The organism is Paraburkholderia sp. RCC_158 (assembly GCF_041355255.1).
Classification (GTDB): Bacteria; Pseudomonadota; Gammaproteobacteria; order Burkholderiales; family Burkholderiaceae; genus Paraburkholderia; species Paraburkholderia graminis.
The window spans coordinates 301,234-322,155 of record NZ_JBFUPM010000003.1; the positions used below are offsets into that span (position 1 = coordinate 301,234).

The 20,922-nt window shown below is 62.9% G+C and carries 16 protein-coding genes; 5 read left to right on the forward strand and 11 right to left on the reverse strand.

All coding sequences use genetic code 11. The features are described 5' to 3' along the window. Positions 1-40 precede the first annotated feature (40 nt). Together galU and AB6809_RS08375 are read right to left on the reverse strand one after the other, a co-directional pair. Positions 41-955: a UTP--glucose-1-phosphate uridylyltransferase GalU gene (gene galU / locus AB6809_RS08370; RefSeq protein ID WP_006049009.1), complete on the reverse strand. Its 915-nt coding sequence runs from the start codon at positions 953-955 to the stop codon at positions 41-43. A 286-nt stretch (positions 956-1,241) separates the two neighbouring features. Next, positions 1,242-1,412, reverse strand: a complete 171-nt coding sequence (locus AB6809_RS08375) for a hypothetical protein (RefSeq protein WP_371026452.1) — start codon at positions 1,410-1,412, stop codon at positions 1,242-1,244. A 220-nt stretch (positions 1,413-1,632) separates the two neighbouring features. Between AB6809_RS08375 and AB6809_RS08380 the strand changes: the two genes are divergently transcribed. Continuing rightward, positions 1,633-2,868 carry an acyltransferase gene (locus tag AB6809_RS08380; protein ID WP_029968437.1) on the forward strand — a complete coding sequence of 412 codons (1,236 nt, stop codon included), beginning with the start codon at positions 1,633-1,635 and terminating at the stop codon, positions 2,866-2,868. 117 nt (positions 2,869-2,985) lie between these two features. Here the strand turns inward: AB6809_RS08380 and AB6809_RS08385 are convergent, their stop codons facing one another. From AB6809_RS08385 to AB6809_RS08395, 3 genes are read right to left on the reverse strand one after another with little or no spacing between them, the layout of a single operon-like run. Continuing rightward, on the reverse strand, positions 2,986-5,460 hold the full coding sequence (locus tag AB6809_RS08385; protein ID WP_371026342.1) for a glycosyltransferase family 4 protein: 2,475 nt from the start codon (positions 5,458-5,460) through the stop codon (positions 2,986-2,988). After that, the gene (locus AB6809_RS08390) at positions 5,457-6,923 is read right to left on the reverse strand and encodes a flippase (protein ID WP_006049005.1); all 1,467 of its coding nucleotides are present in this window, start codon (positions 6,921-6,923) and stop codon (positions 5,457-5,459) included. Before AB6809_RS08390 ends, AB6809_RS08385 begins: the two co-directional genes overlap by 4 nt. A 35-nt stretch (positions 6,924-6,958) precedes the next feature. After that, complete coding sequence (locus AB6809_RS08395; RefSeq protein WP_371026343.1) at positions 6,959-9,160, reverse strand: hypothetical protein; 2,202 nt, start codon at positions 9,158-9,160, stop codon at positions 6,959-6,961. 706 nt (positions 9,161-9,866) lie between these two features. Here AB6809_RS08395 and AB6809_RS08400 point away from each other — a divergent pair. From AB6809_RS08400 to gmd, 3 genes are all read left to right on the forward strand, one after another. Beyond that, on the forward strand, positions 9,867-10,964 hold the full coding sequence (locus tag AB6809_RS08400) for an acyltransferase family protein (RefSeq protein WP_371026344.1): 1,098 nt from the start codon (positions 9,867-9,869) through the stop codon (positions 10,962-10,964). A gap of 94 nt (positions 10,965-11,058) precedes the next feature. After that, the gene (locus AB6809_RS08405) at positions 11,059-11,808 is read left to right on the forward strand and encodes an SGNH/GDSL hydrolase family protein (protein WP_371026345.1); all 750 of its coding nucleotides are present in this window, start codon (positions 11,059-11,061) and stop codon (positions 11,806-11,808) included. A 39-nt stretch (positions 11,809-11,847) separates the two neighbouring features. Beyond that, positions 11,848-12,891: a GDP-mannose 4,6-dehydratase gene (gmd, locus tag AB6809_RS08410; protein ID WP_029968426.1), complete on the forward strand. Its 1,044-nt coding sequence runs from the start codon at positions 11,848-11,850 to the stop codon at positions 12,889-12,891. A 151-nt stretch (positions 12,892-13,042) separates the two neighbouring features. Here the strand turns inward: gmd and AB6809_RS08415 are convergent, their stop codons facing one another. Next, on the reverse strand, positions 13,043-13,420 hold the full coding sequence (locus tag AB6809_RS08415) for a hypothetical protein (RefSeq protein WP_198143912.1): 378 nt from the start codon (positions 13,418-13,420) through the stop codon (positions 13,043-13,045). 69 nt (positions 13,421-13,489) lie between these two features. Between AB6809_RS08415 and AB6809_RS08420 the strand changes: the two genes are divergently transcribed. After that, on the forward strand, positions 13,490-14,641 hold the full coding sequence (locus AB6809_RS08420; RefSeq protein WP_371026346.1) for a Fic family protein: 1,152 nt from the start codon (positions 13,490-13,492) through the stop codon (positions 14,639-14,641). A 24-nt stretch (positions 14,642-14,665) separates the two neighbouring features. Here the strand turns inward: AB6809_RS08420 and AB6809_RS08425 are convergent, their stop codons facing one another. From AB6809_RS08425 to AB6809_RS08445, 5 genes are all read right to left on the reverse strand, one after another. Beyond that, a complete protein-coding gene (locus AB6809_RS08425; RefSeq protein WP_006048999.1) occupies positions 14,666-15,832 on the reverse strand; it encodes a glycosyltransferase family 4 protein in 1,167 nt (388 codons plus the stop codon). A 73-nt stretch (positions 15,833-15,905) separates the two neighbouring features. Next, the gene (locus AB6809_RS08430) at positions 15,906-17,135 is read right to left on the reverse strand and encodes a glycosyltransferase family 4 protein (RefSeq protein WP_371026347.1); all 1,230 of its coding nucleotides are present in this window, start codon (positions 17,133-17,135) and stop codon (positions 15,906-15,908) included. Further along, the gene (locus AB6809_RS08435) at positions 17,132-18,658 is read right to left on the reverse strand and encodes a glucose-6-phosphate isomerase (RefSeq protein ID WP_371026348.1); all 1,527 of its coding nucleotides are present in this window, start codon (positions 18,656-18,658) and stop codon (positions 17,132-17,134) included. The genes AB6809_RS08430 and AB6809_RS08435 overlap by 4 nt, the downstream gene beginning before the upstream one ends. Before the next feature lie 3 nt (positions 18,659-18,661). Beyond that, on the reverse strand, positions 18,662-19,867 hold the full coding sequence (locus tag AB6809_RS08440) for a glycosyltransferase (RefSeq protein ID WP_371026349.1): 1,206 nt from the start codon (positions 19,865-19,867) through the stop codon (positions 18,662-18,664). Between the two features lie 73 nt (positions 19,868-19,940). Next, the gene (locus AB6809_RS08445) at positions 19,941-20,873 is read right to left on the reverse strand and encodes a glycosyltransferase family 2 protein (RefSeq protein WP_371026350.1); all 933 of its coding nucleotides are present in this window, start codon (positions 20,871-20,873) and stop codon (positions 19,941-19,943) included. Positions 20,874-20,922: the final 49 nt, after the last annotated feature.

Consider the following 20,922-nt stretch of genomic DNA (forward strand, 5'->3'; position numbering starts at 1 on the left):
TGCGTGATTTACGTGTGGACCGCAGCGACCGCCGCCCGAATCAGGCCGCTTCAGCCGTGTACTCCGGCGGCACGCCGTGCGCGTTCGCCTGCAAATAAGCCTGCAAATAGGCTCCAAACTCGTCTTTGACTTCCGGATGACGCAGCGCGAACTCCACCGTCGCCTTCAGATAGCCGAGCTTGCTGCCGCAATCGAAACGCGTGCCGAAGTAGCGATAGGCGAGCACCTGCTCTTCGGTGAGCAGCGACTGCACGGCATCGGTCAACTGCAATTCGCCGCCCGCGCCGGGCTTCAGCGCGCGAATATGCTTGAAGATGGTCGGCATCAGCACGTAGCGGCCCACTACGCCGAGGTTCGACGGCGCCTTGTCCGGCGCGGGCTTTTCGACGATGCCCGAGAGTTTGATCACGTTGTCTTCCCACTCGCGGCCGTCGACCACACCGTATGAGCGGCTGTCTTCACGCGCGATGGTTTCCACGCCGATCACCGAGCTGTGATAGTGATTGAACGTATCGACAAGCTGGCTCATGACCGGCTTCGAGCTATGCAGCAGGTCGTCCGCGAGAATCACCGCGAACGGGCTCTGACCGACCAGCTTTTCCGCGCACAGCACTGCATGACCGAGACCGAGCGCTTCGGCCTGGCGAACGTAAAAACAGTCGACATTAGCGGGCTTGATGCTGCGCACGAGATCGAGCAGCTTCTGCTTGTTGCGCGCTTCGAGCTCGGCCTCGATCTCATACGACTTGTCGAAATGATCTTCGATAGCGCGCTTGCTGCGGCCCGTGACAAAGATCATTTCGGTGATGCCGGCAGCAATCGCTTCTTCGACAGCATACTGAATCAGCGGCTTGTCGACGATAGGCAGCATTTCCTTCGGACTTGCCTTGGTAGCCGGCAGGAATCGTGTCCCGAGGCCCGCTACGGGAAACACGGCTTTGGTGACTTTCAGCATGGTAGGCATTCCCAGATCGGTTAGAAATTGGTGTCGCGGGCATGGCGGCCGCTCGACGTCGCCGGAAAGGCTAACAAAAAAGCCACGCGAGATCACGCGTGAAATTTCTCAAACAATGCTTAATAAAACCGGTTTGCATCCATTGGAGCGGCGTGTAATGCGCAAGACAGGCAACAATTACATTGCAAAATCGAATTATTTTTAAGCAGTTGCGAAAAATTTACTCGTGGATTTTCTCGCGCCGCGCGCGCGAGTCCGCGCGCAACGAGGCGTGCCGCGGCCGGCTTTACGAACGGGCTTCTTCGTTTTCGTCGAGTTGCGGCAGCTTGCCCGGATTGATGCGAAAACGGCGGATCGGCTCATTACGCAGCGCTTCCCGGTAGGCGGAGGCGGCGACGAGGATCAGCAGCACGGCGAGGCCGGCCAGCAAATGCAGGTTCATGACTTCACCTCTCATCAGGAGAATCCGTGCTTCAAATTAGCATGACAAAACGGATAAATAATTATTCGATACGGCTCGTCATGTCTAATTACAATTCGTCACAAAATGGCCTTTTTAATGGAGAATATGGCCGATTTTTTTATCCATTTTTGGTGCGCGCGGTGCACTAGCATGTGATGCACCGCGCGCACATCGCGCGAATCCGCATTGCACCACTTCGAATAAAGGACCGCGCATGAGCGACTCAGCACTGGATGCCGCCGGCTCATCCCTGCCCCTGTCTCCTACGTCAAAACCCGCGGCAAAACCCGCCGCGCCGCGCGCGCAAAGCGACGCGCGCGCCGACAGCGCCGGCAAGGAACATGTGATCGACGCAATGCGAGGCTTCGCCGCGCTGCTCGTCGCGTACTTCCATTGCCGGCAGATCGAATGGGTCGGCATGCAGGCCTTTCACCAGAACGCCGGTCATTCATTCAGCCTGAATACGATTGCCGCCTATCTGACCTTTCCGATTGCGTGGGGCTCGGCCGGCGTGCCGATTTTCTTCGTGATCAGCGGCTACTGCATTCATCGCAGCGCCGCATTGCGGCTCGCCGCCAATCCCGCTTACCGGCTCGGCGCGGCGAACTTCTGGGCGCGCCGCTTTGCGCGCATCTATCCGGTGCTGCTCGCGGCATTGCTGCTGACGTTCGCACTCGACTGGTTCAGTCTGCAATTGCCACCTGTGAGCCACAAGATTCGCGAGATCGGCCTCGAGGCATTTCTCGTCAATCTGTTTTCGCTGCAAGGCGTGGCCGGCAAGACCTATGGATCGAACGGCGCGCTGTGGACGCTTTCGCTCGAAGTGCAGTTCTATGCGATCTATCCGCTGCTGTTCGCACTGCGCCGGCGCATCGGCATGACGTCGGTGCTCGCGATAGTCGGCGTGGTCAATGTCGTGTCGGCTTATGCGCTCGAGCGGCACGACATTCAGTTCTTCACGTCATACTGGTTTTCGTGGACGCTCGGCGCATGGATCGCCGACGCGAAGGCGCACAGCGTGTTGCAAACGCGTTCGTCGCGGTGGCTTTACGCGCTCGCGGCGGCCTGCATCGCGCTCGGCTGCGCGGCGTTTCATTTCGGTCAGTACGGTGCGTTCCAGTTGTGGGCGATCGGCTTCGCGTTCTATCTGTACAAGGCGTTGGAACCCAACGACCGCAATAAGGGCAACGGCAGCGGCCGCGCCGGTTGGGGCCTGCGGCTGCTGTCGCGCTTCGGCGACTTCAGCTTCTCGCTGTATCTGATTCATCTGCCGATCTTCGTGCTGCTTTCGTCGCTGCTGTTCCGCTCGTCGTTGCAGATGTCGATCTGGCCGTCGTTCGGGTACATGCTCGTCGCGGTGCCTGCCGCGTATGTGTTCTATCGTCTCGTCGAATTGCCGGCGATGAAGTGGTCGGCCAGTTTCAAACCGAAAACGAAAAGCGCGCTGTAACGTTCCTGAAAAAAAAACGGAGCAAGGCCGGCGAGTTCGTCGCTGACTCATGCTCCGCTTTCTTTCTTTCACGCAAGCGGCGCTCACAACCGCGAGCGCCCGCTCCTTCCTCAAGCGTCACGCATCCGCAGACTTCTTCGCCGACGCCGCCACGCGCCTCAGAATCCGCTCGACGCTCTCGACATACGCTTCCGTGCCGAAACGGCTCAGCGCCGTCCTGTAGCCGTTTTTAACGAGCCTCTCGCGCAGTTCCGCATTCGAGCGCAGTTCGGCCAACGCGTCGGCCAGCGCATGCGCATCGCCTGGCGTACACAGCACGCCGTTCTCGTAGTCGTCGACGATCTCCAGCACGCCGCCCGCGCGTGCGGCCACCACGGGCCGCTGCGCGAGCATGCCTTCGACGATCACGCGGCCGAACGGCTCGGGCGTGATCGACGTATGCACGACCGCATCGACGGCACACATGCACGCCGGAATATCGTGCTGAAAGCCGAGGAAATGCACGCGGCCACCGAGCTTGTTCGCCGCGACGAACGCATGCAGTTCGATCTCGTACTGATCCTCGCCGAAGAGCGGCGCGCCGACCAGCACCGCGTGCATGTGCGGATTGAGGACCATCGCTTCGAGCAGCACATGCTGGCCTTTCCAGCGCGCGAGCCGGCTGAACGAGCCGACCAGAAACGCATCCTGCGGCAGGTTCAGGCGCTCGCGCAGCGTCGCTTGCGGCACGTCGCGCAACGCGTCGAACGGGGCTGCGGAAATGCCGTTGAATACGACGTCGATACGCTTGTCGTCGAACTGCGTGAGTTCGGCAAAGGCACGCGCCGATGCCGCCGAATTCGCGATCACATGGCTAAGGCCGAGGCGCGCGCACCACTTGATGATCGCAAGCTGCTTGCCGCCGAAATGCTCGGGACTCACGATGTCGCGCAGATGCCAGACCACCGGCCGCCTCGCGAGCTTGCCCGCGACCGCGCCGATCACCATCGCGCGCTGCGTGTTCGCATAGATCACCTGCGCATTGCGCGCGCGTTTGGCCGTCGCCCGAACGAGCGACAACAAACCCTTCAGCGCCGCGCCCTTCGGCAGCGAGCCGCCCTGCTTGCGCACGTTGCGCAGCGCGCCGGCGTCGAGCACCTCGACGCTCACGCCCGCTTTGTCGAGCGCGGTGCGGAACGGGCCGTCGTCGAACAGCACGACCTCGATGCGCGAACGCAGCGCCTTGACGATCTCGAGCAGCGACAATTCGGCGCCGCCCAGCACGCCGCTTTGATCGACCGCGAGAATGCGCGGCGCGTTCGCCGCAGGTTCAGCGCGCTCCGGTACATACGGCACGTATGGCGGCAGCGTTGCGTTGCGCAGCGCGGGCACCGCAGCGCGAACGTGTGCGAAGAGGCGCTCGCGGAAATTGGCCGCGGAGAAACGCTCGGCGTTCGCGCGGCAATCCAGCGGCGAAAAACGCTTGACGTGTGCGTCGAAACGCTCGACCGCGGCAATGATCGCGTCCGCGCTTTGCTCGTCGAAGAACATGCCGGTCGCGCGCGGCTCGGCCACGTCGCGCACGGTTTCGAGCGCCCCGCCCTTGCCGTATGCGATCACCGGCGTCCCGCACGCCTGCGCCTCCACCACCGAAATGCCGAAGTCTTCTTCTGCGGCGAACACGAACGCCTTCGCGCGGCTCATCCGGTCCTTGAGCACCTCGAACGGCTGATAGCCCATGATCTCGACATTCGCGCCCGCCTTCGCGCGGATCTTCTGCATCTCGGGACCGTCGCCGATCACCACGAGCTTGCGCTCGGGCATACGCGCGAACGCCTCGACGATCAGATCGATCTTCTTGTACGGCACCATGCGCGACGCGGTCAGATAAAAGTCGTCCTTCTCCGTGCATAGCGTGAAAGCATCGACGTCGACGGGCGGAAAGATCACTTGCGCATCGCGCTGATAAACCTTCTTGATGCGCCGCGCGATGAACTCCGAGTTCGCGATAAAGCCATCCACGGAATTCGCCGTGCGGATGTCCCAGTTGCGGATGTAATGCAGAATCAGCCGCGCCATCGCGGACTTGAGGCCGCTCGTCAATTTCGACTGCTGCAGGTACTGATGCTGCAAATCCCACGCATAACGAATCGGCGAATGCACGTAGCTGATATGCACCTGGTCGGGCCCGGTGAGAATGCCCTTCGCCACCGCGTGGCTGCTAGAGATCACGACGTCGTACGCGGACACATCGAGTTGCTCGATGGCGAGCGGCATCAGCGGCAGATAGGTGCGGTACTTCGTGCGTGCGAGCGGCAGCTTCTGGATAAACGAGGTGGTCACGGGCTTGCCGCGCAGGAAGCTGCGGTCGTCGAGAAAATCGACGAGGCTGAACAGGTCCGCCTCCGGAAAGCACGCGACGATCTGTTCCAGCACCTTCTCCGCGCCTGCATAGGTGACGAGCCAGTCGTGCACGATCGCGACGCGCACGGTTTTATTGTCGCGTGATGCGGCGCGCGAAGGCGTGCCTATAGCGGGAGCCGTGGTCAGTTCGGCCAGTGCGCTGCGCGTCGGCGGTTGCAGCACGGCTTCTTCAAGGACTTCGTGGTTCATGCGCTTTTCCTCGGATTCAGTCGCAACAGCAGTGAACGCGCTAGATCGCGCAATGCGGGAGTCATCGTGATGGACCAGGCGATGTTCGCGCCGACCATCAGTACGCCGGCGACAATCGCCATCGCGAGGCCGGGCAGGAAGCCGGAGAGCCAGAGGCTCGCCAGCAGGAAAACGAGGTGAGCGAGCATGTCGAGCGCGATCTGCCGCGCGCGGATTGCGGAGAGCCGCAGCAGCACGACGTAGTCGAAAAGTGCGCGGCCGGCCACCGCGATCGCCGCGCCGGTCAGTCCGAAATGCGCGATGCCGAACCACAAAGCCCCTGCAAACAAGGGCAATTCGAACAGGCCGACGCGTGCGGCCGTGGCCGGATTGACCTGCGACTGGATCAGGATGCGCGTCACGTTTGCCTGGCCGACGAGCCAGACGGCGACGATCATGATGCGTCCCACCGGCGCCGCGACGGTCGCAATCTCATTGCCCACCCATAGATGCAAAAACGGTTCGAGCACGAGCATCGCGATCAGCGCGACAGGCGTGAACACGCCGTTGAGAAATTCAAGCGATTGCTGCGTGATCGTGTCGGCGTCCGCGCGGCCCACAGCGGAGAGCCTTGGAAACAGCGTGCGCACCATCGCAGTGGGCACGATGTTCAAACGCGTGACGAGGTTTTGCGGCACCGTGTAATACGTGACGAAGCGCGCGCCGAGACTGGTGCCGAGCATCACGCGGTCGAGCGATTCGGCGATCATGTTGGTGACGCTCGCAATCAGCATCCAGCCGCCGAAGTTGAAAAGCCCCTTCGCCACGCCGAGCTGCGGCGGCAGAATACTGCGTATTTCAAGCACTTTTAGCGCCGAACGGCCGAGCAGGATCGCGGCGAGTATGCGTGCGAACACCGCTGCCGCGAGCACGTTCTGCAAATTCGCGCCGAGCCAGAGCGCCGCGCCGAGCGGCAAGAGCTGGAACAGGAAAGTGCCGATCGTCTGATTCGTGTTGTAGACGCCGAAGCGTTCCGCACCGTTGATCGCGCCTGCGAATACCCACGAGACATTGGCCAGCGGAATCGCCACCGCGAGCCACGGCAACGCCATGTAGACCTCGTGCTGCAGTTCCGGCGATACCTTCGTGAAATACGCGGTGTAGAGAAACGCGCCGAAATAAATGATCAGTCCGCCGATTACACCGGTCCCGAGATTGAGCCACGTCGCGCTCCAGAACACGCGCGCGCTTTCGTCCTTGTCGCCCGATGCGCGCGCTTTCGAAATGTGATTCTGCGCGGCCATGCTCATGCCGAGATCGAGAATGCCGAAGTAGCCGATCAGCGTCCACACGAGACTGATCACGCCATAGCGCTCGACGCCCAGCAGTTTGATATACGACGGCACGGTCACGAGCGAGACGAAAGTCGGCAGCACGAGGCCGAAGAAATTGATCGCTACGTTCTTGAGAATGCCTTTGTCCATCGGATGCCCTGGGTTCGACTGCGATTGGTAATTCGTCACGGTTTCCAGCGGTACATGAGCACCTTGCCGCGCGCGTCTTCTTCGACGAACACGAGGTACTCGCCGTTGCTTCGCTTCGCCGCGCTGATGCCGTTGGGCACATCGACCCAGCCGGACGCGCGGCCTACTTCGGGGCCCGGCCGAATCACGCCGACCTCGCGGCCGTTGTCCTTGTCCCACACGTGCACGGCGCCCACGGGTTCGACGCCGAAGATGTATTGCCCTTCGACCGTGAGGCCGATAATCGTCGCGATGGGTTTGCTCTGCGTCTGCCAGGGGAGCGTGATCGAATAGCGCTGCACCGGCTTGCCGCTCGACCACTTGTCGTAGCGCACGAGCACGCGGCCCACTTCCTTCCAGAAGCCGCGGTCGGCCGGCGTGTCCTGCGTATAACCTGTTACGTACAGCGTGTCGGTGTCGGGTTCGTAAATCGCGCGATGCAGTTCGGCGAACGGTTGCGGCACCGGGTATTGCGTGAGGTCGGAATACGAATAGACGGGGTTGCCCTTCGCATCGATGCCGCCGAAGCGGAAGCGATAAATGCCCTTCGTATCGCGTGTGCGCCAGATGTCGCCGGCGCTATCGACCCACCAGCCCCAGCCACCCGCGAGCTTCGTGCCGGTTGTGTTGAGCGCGAACTCGTCGGAATTAAATTTGCCGTCGCCGTTTGCGTCGCGCCAGATCCAGTCGCCGCCCGGCGGCGCGTTCGGCACCTTCACGACCGCACGTTCTCGGCCCGCGATAAAGCCCGACGGAATCGCCGTCTCGCCGTCGTGTTGCGGATCGAAGCGATAGATCTTCAGATGATCCGCATACATGTCCGTCAGATACAGAAACGTGCGGCCCTTCAGCTTGCGGGCGATCGGCAGGCCCGGATACTGGTCGGTGTGAAAGACCGGATCATCGGGATACTTGAATCGGTTGGACAGGAATCCGACATATTTCCAGTCCTGTCCCGCGGGTGTCGATAGGTCGAGTTCGAAGCGTTTGTTGCCTGTATAAACGCTGTCCGGACGCGACGGATCTATCCACGCGCCGTCGACGAAAAGCAGTCCCTGAACGAGCCAGTTCTGCTTGCCGTCGGGCGCGTAGCTTTCGAGCGTCGCGCCAAGGCCCGCGCCGATCGGCTCATAGCGCGGACCGATGCCGTTGGTCGACACGTACACATTGCCGCGCGCATCCACGCCCACACCGGTGAGTCCGTTAAAACGCCGCGGTCCCGGCCTTCCGGCGACGCCGCTAAAAATGCCGCCGCGCTCGCCGAGCGAACCGCTCTCTTCGTAGCGCCCTTCCTTCTTGCTGAAGAACAGCACCTGCTGACGCGGGCCGTTATCGGCGATCAGCACACGGCCTGTTGCATCGACGGCGACGTCGACCGCGACCGTATCGGCGGGCAGTTCGAAGTTCTCGTCGATACGTTTTCCGCCTGACGTGTAGTGCTCGACATGCGGCGCGCGATCGTTGCGCGTGCCGCTCAGCACCCATAGCGTGCCGTCCGGCGCAAGCGCGAGGCGGCCCGGTTCGTGCACGCTCCACGTGGTCTTCTGTTGCATCGATTCCGCGTCGTACACCTCGATGCGATCGCGCGCGGTGTTCGCCGCGTAGAGCGTCGTTTCGCTCGCCGCGAGTCCGCCGATTTCGGCGCTCGTGCCGGTCGGCACTTCGTTCATCATCAGGAAGCCGGCTGCGAGTTGCGCATGCGGATCGGCGCTCTTCGCCGCAGGCTGAAACGGTGCGGCGCGTTTCGGATCGCCGATCTGCCGGCGCGAGATGCCGAACCACTCCTTGCCTTTCTCCGGCCACACGCCCGGCTGTACGAGCCGGCCTTTTTCGTTGCCGACTGCAATTGCGACGAACGCATACTTGCGATTGATCGCGATCGCATTGCCGCCGCTGTTGCCCCAACCGTGCGTGCCGCCTGCGAAGCCGAGCATCTTGCCGTTCTGATAGACGCTTGCCTCCGCGCCGCTTTCGTCCCACGGCGCATTCGTGTAGACCTTGCCGTCGGGCGCGACGGCAATTGCTGTGATGTTGATTTGCGTCCAGGTGCCGTCGCCGAAGCCGAACGTATTGCCGATCCACGACGTCTTTGCGTTCAACGCCGTTTCGGCACGCGCGATCGAACCGGCCGATAGAGCGGCCAGCCCGGCAGCGCACGCGAATATCGCGAGACGGCGTTTGAACGTGAAGCGCAGCAAGGTATGTCCTCCAGTCGATACGGATCGATGCTTTAAAAACGATGAGGCTGATAGGCGAGCGCGCGCGAGCCTCACAGACGTACGCTGCTATCCGCACACACAGGCATTCAATGAAGGTGACGGCATGCGCCGCAAGTTGCCGATGAAAGACGAAGCGCGAACGTTCGCCTATGCCACGCAGGCCGCATAAGCCACGTCGAAATGCGATGCTCGGCGCACGCGCCGTCCTTGGCCGCCCAATCCGCACGGTTCACATTACGCGTACAAAAGTCGGCGACGAAAGTCAAAAATAATTCAAAAATATTCCCGGCTTTATGCCGGGATAAAGAAATCGATTTAAAAATGGATTAAAAGAAAATTTGGCCGTGCCATGCTGTATAAGGAACACGCTTGCGGATGCATGAGCCCATGTTTTACCGACTCCGCTTCACCGATCCGGCGAATTCACGCAGAGCTTTGGCTCACGCTCGAAGTACAAGACAAGCATGAAAACCGCCTTCAAATGGATAACGAAACACCCTGTTGCAATCTGATTCACTTATCCATTTCATTCGCGTTTTTTCGCGATTTTCTTTTGCCTAGAATCGATTGCAGCCGGATTGCATTCCGATTGCGCTCCGGATCGCGGCCGTTATCGGCGCGACGCGTCTTTCGCAATGCCTTGCGGCTTCTCGCGGCTTTATCCGCTTCACACCATGGACGGTTCATGACTGCTAGCGCCCTGCCCATAGCGCCTTCTCATTCACGCCGCATCGTGCAGCTCGACGGCTTGCGTGCGATCGCCGTGCTCGCGGTGTTCGCGCAGCACGCATTGAAAGCGCCGCTGTGGATGGGCGTCGATCTGTTCTTCGTGCTGAGCGGCTTTCTGATCACCGGCATCCTGCTCGAACGCAAGGCGCGCGGGCAGTCGTACTTCGGCTATTTTTATGCACGCCGCGCGCGGCGCATTCTGCCGCCGTATCTGCTGCTGATGGTGGTGTCGTCGATCCTGTTCGGCTTCGGTTGGGCGCAGCACTGGCAGTGGTATGCGTTCTTCGCGACCAACATCGGCGATGCGCTCAACCAGAGCGGACACGACAGCCTGAATGTGCTGTGGTCGCTTGCCGTCGAAGAGCAGTTCTATATTGTCTGGCCGTTCGTGATTCTGCTCGTGCCCGAGCGCGTGCTCGCGTGGGTCGCGGCCGCGCTGATCCTGCTCGTGCCGGTGCTGCGCGCGGTGGCCACGCCGTGGTTCGATTCGTTCTGGCCGATCTATTACCTGACGCCCTTTCGCATGGATTTGCTTGCGGCGGGCGCGCTGCTCGCGGTCGCCGTGCGCCGCGATCGTGACGCGCTCGAACCGTTCAAGGGCCTCGCAGTGCTCGGCGTGATTGCCGCACTCGCGGCGCTCGCGTGGCTGCATCTGCATTTTCCGCGTTTTCGCGCGGCCAATACGCCGCTGTCGAACGCGGGGCTTTACAGCATTTCGTTGGTGCTTTGCACGTCCGTCGTGGTCATCGCCCTGCAAAGCCGGGGCATCGTCAAACGGCTGTTGTGCAATCCGGTGCTGGTGTACATCGGTACGATCAGCTACACGATTTACCTGATTCACCTGAGCGTGCTGTATGCGTTGTGGCCGCTGAACATGAGCCGCTATGTGACCGCTGCGCTTGCGCTCGCGATCACCCTCGCCTATGCAAGCGTCACATGGTTCGCGTTCGAGAAGCGGCTGATTTTCGGCTCGCGCGGCAGTTCGCACGCAACGGCCGGCGCGGGTGCGAGTGTGCCGCGCGCCGCGCCGCAAGCACCGCACGGCCGCGCATGAAGTGGCGCATGAAGTGGCGCATGAAGTGGCGCATGAAGTGGCGCATGAATTGGCACATGAAGTGGCACATGAAGTGGCGCATGAGGTCGCACGCATGAAGCGCCGCGCATGGGCCGCCGCGGCAGCGATGCTCGCGCCGCTTACCGCACTCATCACGCTCACGGCGCTCACTGCCGCAACGACCGGGCATGCTCAGGCCACGCAGCACCAGATCGTGATCGATGCCTACGGCGACTCGACGACGCTCGGCATTTCATGCAGCGAAGGCCGTTGCGCGCCGCAAGCGCAAAACGCCGTGGCCTATCTGCAGGACAAGCTGCAGATGCATTTCGGCGAGCGCGTGCACGTCGTCAACTACGGCGTCGGCGGCACGATGGCGACGCAATTGCGCGACGGCACCGGCAACCGCCGCGCCGGGCCGACGGCCGGTTTGCCGTGGCGCGAACGGCTCGCGGCATCGCCCGCGCAAATCGTGCTGATCAACTACGGCATCAACGAAGTGATGCAGGACCAGACGCCCGAGCAGTTCTACGCAGCGCAGAGCGCGCTCGTGCAAACGGCTCGCGCGCTCGGCAAGGAGCCGGTGCTGGAAACGTCGAATCCGATGCCCGATAACCGGCTCAACGCGCGGCTCGCGTCGATGGTCGCGGTGACGCGCCGCGTCGCCGCCGAGCAGCACGTGCCGCTCGTCGACCAGTTCGCGTACATCAGCAGCCTGCCGGACTGGAAGACGCTGATGTCCGACGGCGCGCATCCGAAGCCGGGCTTGTACCGGCTCAAGGCCGAGCAGGATGCCGAGGTCGTCGAACCGCTGGTGCGGCGGCTCCTGGATGGCACGCTCTGAGGTGCTCTTTTTTTCTTTTACCCATATCGAAGGCAAGCTATGAGCCAACCACGCAAAGCGATCATCACCGGTGTGTCCGGACAGGACGGCGCCTATCTGACCAAGCTGCTGCTCGACAAGGGCTATCACGTGACCGGCACCTACCGGCGCACGAGTTCCGTCAACTTCTGGCGCATGCGCGAGCTGGGCGTGCTCGATCATCCGAATCTGCGTCTCGTCGAGCACGATCTGACCGATCTCGGCTCGACGCTGCGTCTGCTCGAAGGCGCGCAGGCCGACGAGCTGTATAACCTCGCCGCGCAAAGCTTCGTGGGCGTCTCGTTCGATCAGCCGGTGACGACCGCCGAGGTGACCGGCATCGGCGCGCTGAATCTGCTCGAAGGCATCCGCATCCTCAATCCGAAGATGCGTTATTACCAGGCGTCGACGTCGGAAATGTTCGGGCTCGTGCAGGCGGTGCCGCAACGCGAGGACACGCCCTTCTATCCGCGCAGTCCGTATGGCGTGGCGAAGCTGTTCGCGCATTGGTCGACGATCAACTATCGCGAGTCGTATGGTCTATTTGCGAGCAGCGGCATTCTGTTCAATCACGAATCGCCGCTGCGCGGCCGCGAGTTCGTGACGCGCAAGATCACCGACACCGTCGCGAAGATCAAGCTCGGCAAGCAGGACGTGCTGGAGCTCGGCAATCTCGGCGCGAAACGCGACTGGGGCTTCGCGCTTGAATATGTGGAAGGCATGTGGCGCATGCTGCAAGCCGACGAGCCCGACACCTTCGTGCTCGCGACGGGCCGCACTGAAACGGTCCGCGACTTCGTGCGCATGGCGTTCGCAGCGGCCGGTTATCAACTCGAATGGTCGGGCAAGGAAGAGCGCGAAACGGGTATCGACGTGGCGACCGGCAAGACGCTCGTGCGCGTGAATCCGAAGTTCTACCGGCCGGCCGAAGTGGATCTGCTGATCGGCTGCGCGGACAAGGCGCGCGAGAAGCTAGGCTGGGAGCCGCGGACGAGTCTCGAGCAACTGTGTCACATGATGGTTCACGCGGATCTTGGGCGGAATGAGCATCAGGAGACGTTTTGAGGTAAGGGGCGCGGGGACGGCGTGACGGCTGTGGGGGCCGGCACGCGAGAGCCGCGTGTCGCGGTCGGAGAGCACGTCGTAAGCTGGTAAACGACATTTATCCGCGTTCCTTAGCTGGTTTACGACAAATTCGCCAATCCGCCCGTGCCGATTAGCTGGTAAACGACACGCCTCCCGGATAGCGTTTTAGCTGGTAAACGACAAAACCGGTAGAATGGAAGCTGGTTAACGACAAATTCCCGGCTCCATGCCCTCCCTCGAAGTCGAAAAACGACAATCCGATGAAATTGTCTTCGCGGCCGGTGACACCGGCTTCGACCGCACGCTTCAAAGGCGCGCGAAGGAAGGCGGCCTGTTGCGCGTCGCGCGAGGCGTCTACGTCGAGCCCGGTAATCAGGAAGAGGTCGCGGGGCGGATTCGCCGAAACTGGCAGAAAATCGCCGCGCACGCGGTGCCTGGCGCGGTAGTCTCCCACCGTAGCGCATTCGCCGGCGGCATCACCGCGGCCAATGAAGTCGTACTCTCCCATCCCACGCGGTTTAACCGGCGTATCACCTACCCCGGCCTCACGCTCGTGCTGATGAAAGGCCCCGGGCCTATGCCCCGCGATCTGCGGCTTGGATCGCTCGATCTTTACTGGGCCTCGCAGGAACGTGCGCTACTCGAAAATCTCGCGCGGGGGGCGGCCGCAACGCGGGCGTCGCGCGAGGAGATTGAAGAACGCCTCGTTGCCTGCCTGAGCGCGAACAAAGAGCCAGGCCTCAACCAGATTCGGGATCGCGCTCGCGAACTTGTCGAACCGCTCGGCGCAGCAACGAGCTATGAGACGCTCAACGGACTGATAGGCGCGCTGCTGAGCACGCATTCAAAGGGCGTGCTCAAAACGAAGGCTGGATTGGCTATCGCCCAGGGCGCGCCTATCGACATGGCGCGCATGACGCTCTTCGGCACGCTGGCAACCGCGCTACGCACGGCGGTGTTGCCCGACATCGTGGACGTGGCCGTTGGGGGTGACAGCCGCATCCATTTCGCGTTTCTTGAATCGTATTTTTCCAACTATGTCGAAGGAACACGGTTCTCTGTCGAGGAAGCGGAAGGCATCGTCTTGCGCAATCAGATCGTTGCGCAAAGACCCAAGGATTCACACGACATCCTGGGCGTATTCAATCTGGCGTATCGCACCGAGACCCGCGCAATAGTGCCGCCAGTCGGTGAAGATTTCATCGACGTGCTTCAGGAGCGCCATCGGATCATGCTCGAGCGCAGACCTGAAGTAGACCCTGGCAATCTGAAGCTCGAGGCAAACTATGCGGGCACCACGCAGTTCGTCGAGCCCTCTCGCGTTCGCGGCACGCTCGCCGAAGGATCTCGCCTCGCGTTGACCGTCCCCGAGGGCCTCGCGCGGGCCATTTTTTATCTGTTTCTGATCGCGGAAGTTCATCCCTTCGCGGACGGCAATGGGCGTCTGTCGCGGCTGATCATGAATGCGGAGCTTTCGCGGGGCGAGCGCGCTCGCATCATTATCCCCACGCTTTTCCATCCGCAGTTCGTGGACTGCCTGAGAGCCCTCACACAAAGCGGCCGTCCGGAGCCGCTCATCAGTTCCCTCGCACGAATGGCAGCGTGGTGCGCGGGCTTCGACTATGCCGAACTTGAAGCAGTCGTGCCCGCCATGCGCAGCGCACACGCGTTCGAAGAGTCGCCGGCGGAATTCCGGCTGCTCAATGCGGACGGCAGCCGGGCCACGTAGTAGCGTCTCGTCCCGTCACAAAGCTCAATGCACCCCACCCGCCCCAATCGCCTCCCCATAAACCGCAGCCACGCGCTTCGCGATCACCGAATTATCGAAGTTCTCACGCGCATAGCGCCGGCACGCGTCGGCGTCCGGCAGCTTCAGCCTGCCGCTTAGCGCGCCCGCAAGACCCGCTGCGATGGCTTGCGCGCCCGTCTCCGGCAACACGAGATCGGGCGACAGCCCCGCCACCGCTTCCGGCAAGCCGCCGACCGGCGTTACCAGCACCGGCGTGCCCGACGCGAGCGACTCGACCGTGATGAGCCCGAAGCCTTCGAGCGCCACCGTCGGCACCACGCTGATATTCGCCGCACGATACAACGCCGCGAGATGCTGATCGGGCACGAAGCCGAGCAGCTTCACGTTGTCCTGCAAACCGGCCTCGTCGATGCGCGCCTGCAATTCGTCCGCGAGACGCCCCTTGCCCGCGATCAGCAGCAGCACGTCCGGATGGGCCGCCTTCAGCAGCTTGACCGCGTCGATCAGATCCTCCAGACCCATGCGCCGCACGAGACGCCGCACCGCCAGCACGATCGGACGATCCTGCGGCAATTGCAGTTTCAGGCGCGCTTCGGCCGGTGTGATCGGCAGATTGAATTGCTCGACGTCGACGCAACCCGGCACCACGCGCACACGGTCCGGCGAGATGCGATAACGCGAAGTCAGAATCTTGCCGAACGCCTCCGACAAGACGATGAGCCGCGACGAACGCGCATACACGGACTGCTCGAGATAACGCTTCGCGCGCTGGCCGAGCGAATCGGCGCCTTCGACATGGCTTTCGTCGGCCCACGGTCCCTGAAAATGCGAGACCTGCGGAATGCCCCGCGTCACGTCGAGCCCAGGAAACGTATAGAGCGCGAAGTGCGACGAGATCACGTCGGGACGCGAGCGGCCGATCTCCTCGCGCAGCGCGCGGCGTGCGGCCATCAAGCGCAATGGCAGCGATTGCCCGGCCGAACCGAAGCCGTTGATCGCACCGCCGGTATCGGCGGCCACTTTCGGCGAGCCGGCCACGACGCCGCGCACCGCGACGCCCGCGCCCGGCAGCGCGCCGACCAGCGAGTAATACATGCGGTCGAGGCCGCCCGCGCGCTCGGGGAACCAGTGCATCCCGATCTGCAGCGATTTGATTGAGCTCGTCGTCATTGTCATTGCCCCTTGTCGATTTCGTTAGGTATTCGTTGGATTGCGATGGTCGCGTGTCCGACGCGCCGTCGCTTCATTCGCCGCTCTTGTGCCCGGCCAGCGAGTTGAGCGTCAGCGCGTCGGTCTTCGCGACCGCCGCCGCGTCGGCTTCGCTGCGCCGGCGATTTTTCTGCTGCCCTTCGAGCTGCCGATACAGCGCAATGTATTGCGCGGCCATGCGCGCCCAGCCGAAGCCGGTCGCGAGTTCGTTGGCGGCTTTGCCCATGTTGCGGCGCGCGTTGTCGTCGGCGGCAAGGCGCGCGACTGCGGCAGCAAGCAGGCGCGGATCGTCGGGATCGTCGAGCACGATGCCGCACTCCGGCGTGATGATCTCGGCGCCGCCCGCGGTGCGCGCGGTCACGACCGGCAGACCCGCGGCCATCGCTTCGAGCAGCGACAGGCTCATTGCCTCATAACGTGATGGAAACACGAACGCATCGACGGAATGCATCAGCACGGGCATCTCTTTGACGAGTCCGAGAAAATGCACGCGATGCGCGATGCCGAGCGCCTTCGCTTCGTCCGGATAAGGACTGCCCGGCAGGAAACCGGCCACCGCGATATGCACATGCTCGGGCAAATGTTTGAGCGCAGCCAGCACCGTACCGAGGTTTTTGCGCGGCGTCCGCAAGTCACCGACGAACAGCAGCAGGAACGCATCGGACGGCAGACCGAATTTCGCGCGGTCGCCGGTGGCCGCCGCGAAGCCCTGCGTATCGACGCCGTTATAGATCACATCCACACGGTTATCCGGCGTGAGGCCGATCGCGCGGATTTCATCGGCGACCTTCTGCGAGACCGCCGTGATCACCTTCGAGCGCCGGTAGGCCCAGCGCTCAAGCATCGCATTGCAGCGCGTATAGATCGACTGATACGCGGACCACACGCCCTTCAGCAGCCCGAACGGGTAGTACTTGCTGCCGAGCCAGCCGCTATGCACGAAGTGCGATGTGTTGACGTCGGCGGGCATCCACGTAATGAAGCCGTTCACATGCAGCACGTCGTATTCGCGGCGATGCGCGCGCAGCCACAGCGCGCTCTTGAACGCGAACACCTGCTGGCGCAGCAGATTGGTGGGCCACCAGCGGCCGATCTTGATCGGCGCCCAGCGGACATTCGGATGAACGAGCAGCTCGGGCGCCACATGCGAAGCGATCAGCGTCACGCCGATGCCTTCGTCGAGCGCCGCGCGCGCGATCTCATGGTTGACGCGCCCCTGGCCGTCGTTATGGCGCACAACGTGCGTGACAATGGCGACTCTCAATCAGTGCCTCCGTGGAAAATTGGCGTGCGCGATGGGCTATTGACCGCGTTGACGCGGTTGATCTTGTCGTAATGCACCGCGGAAAGAATCGAAAAAACGCTCATGAAAAGCAGCAGCCCGCCGGTGCCGACGAGCGAATTGGTGAACACCAGCATCGCGAAGGTCGCGAGGCACAGGCTCAGGCACGCGGACACGTATTTGTCGTGGCGCAATCTGAACGACGCGAGCACCGCGCGCGTCAGCAGCCACACGATGCCCGACATATAGAGCAGCGTGCCGGGCCATCCAAGCACGAACGGTATGTTCATCACGCCGCTGTCGAAGTTGCCGTACTGGCCAAGCTGGCCGCCGTCGTTCGAGAGTTTCGTCGAGGTGCCGGTCGCGCCCATGCCTTCGCCGGAGACATCGGTGAAGGCGGTCTTCGCGAAGGTCGCGTAGAACTCGTTGCGCGCGGCATAGCTCTGGTCGTCGTTCAGATTGACGATGGTCGACAGACGCGCCTGCATCCGCTCGGCCACCGGACCCACCGCGAGCAGCGGCACGCATAACCCCGCAAGCAGTACCGCGCTCGCGACGATCCGCAAGCGCACCTTGTTGTTCGACTTGATCAACTGGATCAGCAGCGCGATCACCCAGCCGCCCCAGGTGGAACGCACGAGGCTCAGCGCAAACGAGAAGAAGCCGAGCGCCGCCGCGACCCAGCGCACGCGATGCGTGGCGGCCATCACGTAGACCATCGCGCCCATCATCGCGAAGGCGAACGGTCCGGAAGAATTCATCGTGCTGAAGACGCGCACGCCCATCGGCACGGGATCGCCTTGCGAGTTCATCTGCGAGCCGAGCATCCACAGCGCGTCCCACTGCGGCATGATGAAAAACTGGATCAGGCCGTAGCCGCCCATCACGAGCATGCCCCAGATAAACGTGTTGACGATGATGTCGCGATACTGCGGATACTGGCGCGTGTTCGCCATGATGTGAAAGCCGATCAGGATCGGATAGAGCCAGTTCGCGAGGTCGTAGGTGGCCGCGAGCGGACCGCTCGACACCACGCCGACGAGATACGCATAGACGAGGCCGAGCAGGATCAGCAGCACAGGCAGACCGCGTCGCTGGCCGAGCAGCCGGTAGTAGCGCAATAGTGAGAGTGCGCTGATCATCGTGACCGCGAGCGGCGCGACCTGGATCAGGCTCGTCGGTGTGAACGAGCCTTTCGACCAGTCGGCGAGACGCCGCACTTCCGGGCTCAGAAACCACAGCCACCACATGAAGCCGATGTAGCGCGCGGGGCTTTTGAAGTAGAGCCACAGGCCCGTGAGAATCGCGAGAACGGGAAACGCGAGCGTCAACACCGTGCCTTGATGCGCGACGATCAGCACCGCCGTGATGAGCCAGAGCATCGCCGATGGTAGCCATTCGCGGCGGCCTCGCCTTGCGCCCTGCACGGCCGCCGCCTCTACAGCGCTGGACATGCCGGGTATGCCGGGCGTAGGCGGAAAGTCCGCTCGCGGGAACATCGACATCGCTTACAGACCTCCGCGCGATTCTTGCGCGGCGCCGGCCTGCGCTTGCCTGCTTGCGGCGCTATTCGCGGCCTTGCTTGCGGCCTTGTCCGCGTCGGTGCTCTGCGCGCCCCGGCCGCGCACCCCAGCGCGTGCCCGTAGCATCTCCTGCGTGATGCGCACGTGCTGCATCGCGTAATGCTCGGTCGTGAGATCGCGCGCGAGCAAACCGGCGGCGGCCGCTTGCGCCTGTCTCAGTGCATCCATTGGCGCGGCGGCGAGCTGATCGACGGCATCGCGCAACGCGGGCGGATTGAATGGCGGAATGTAGAAGGCCTCACTCGCCGGAAAATAATCCTGCAACGCGCCGACGTTGGTCACGACCATCGGCTTGCCGACCGCCGCCGCCTCGAGCATCACCGTAATGCCCGACGCGTGCGTATTCGGCCGCAGCGGCACGACGATCACATCGGCCCAGTCATACAACTCATGCTGTTTCTTGATGCCGGAGAACAGCGCGATCTCGACGTTCGGCGCACGCAGCGAAGCGGGAATCCGGCGACGCGTGGCGAGCTTCACCGTGTAGCGCGCGTCGTTGCCGAATGCCTTGATGAGCGTCTCCCAGTCGCGGTCGCGGTCGTTGCCGATCGCGGCGATGCGGATCGGCGAATGCGGCTTCCATTCGGTCGGCGTCTTCACGGGGAAGTCGCGCGTGTTCAGACCGTACAGCAACGGCTTCGCGTCGCGATCGAAATAGCGCTTGCACAGCGCGGCGTTCTCGCTGGCGAGCGTGGTCAACTGATCGGCGCGAGTCATCAGCTTGCGATACAGCCAGCGACGCACGATGCCATACGAAGGCCACTTGTCGAGCAGCCACACGCTTTGCGCAAGCAGCAGCGGCGACGCATTCGCGCCGGCCTTGCGGCCGCTCAGCAGAAGCATCAGCGCGGCGGAAAGCCATTCCTGCTCGGTATGCGTCCAGATCACGTCGGCACTCAACATGTCCGCGCGATTGCGCCACGTGTGAATGAAATCGAAGCCGAACGCCGCCTTCAGTGCCCGGCGCGCGAGGCGCACCGGTTTGTTTTCGCGCGCGTCTTTCGAATAGCTGAGCGCGAACGCGTCGGACTCGGCGTGGTGATAGCCGTACAGGCAACCGATGTTGTCGCCCGGTCGATAGAAACGCGGATCGGCGCCGTAAAACAGATGAACGTGAACCTTGGTAGTCATGTAGAGATTCCCTTTGCCGATGCCGATGCCCACGCGTCCAACCCGCTGCGTGCCGCTTGCATGAACCGCCGCTTCACGCGGTCCGCGACAATGCGCGCCGCGCCTCGTGCGCGCCGGTTCGCACCGCGCGCCAGCGCGAGAGCTTCAAACGCGCCTGTTTTGACAGCAGCGCGAGCGCCGCATGCGTGAGCCCCGGATACACCTTGGTGCCGACGAGCGTCCACCACCACCATGCGGTTTCGCGGCGCAGCGGCGGCAACTGGTCGCGCAGAATCAGATGGAAGTTAAACGCGGCGTTGCGCAACGCGGCCATGGTCTGCGCGTCGCGGCGGTCGTCGTCGAAACGTTCGGCGGGGAAATGATCGACCGCCACGCGCGGGTCGTACATCAGCTTCCAGCCGGCGTTCTTGACCGCGAGGCTGAACGCCATGTCGTTGTGAACCTGGGCGCCCGCGCCGCGCAGCCGTGCATCGAAACGGATGTTGCGCACCGCGTCGCGCCGATAGCTCATGTTGGCGCCCTTCAGGATGTCGACTTCGCGTGCGCCGCCCACGCCGAGATGATGATTGCCGATGATCTTGCCGTGCGCGGTGACCTTGCCGACCAATGGCCGCTCGCCGTCGAGCACGCGGCCTTTTTCGTGCACCCAGTCGCGGCCGCCGAGCGCGCCGAGCCGCGCATCGCGTTCGAACGCGGCGGCGATGCGCTGCACCCAGTCGGGATGCGGCGCTGCGTCGTCGTCGGTGATGGCGATCACGTCGCCGCTCGCGGCGTCTAGTCCGCGATTGAGCGCGGCGACCTGGCCGGGCACGTCGACGAGCGCCACCGACAGCGGCAGCTTGCCCGGCACCGCCGGATCGCGCAGACAGGTATGCGTCGCGTCGTCGTCGGCGCGCGCGACCACCACGACTTCGTCGGGCGCGCGCGACTGCCGTTGCAGCGCCGCGAGGCAGCGCGCGAGGTCGGCCGGGCGGCGGTAAGTCGGAACCAGTACCGTCACTTTCATTGCGATGTCCTTGTTGCTGAGTCCTTGATGCGATGCGTTTCGCTAGCCG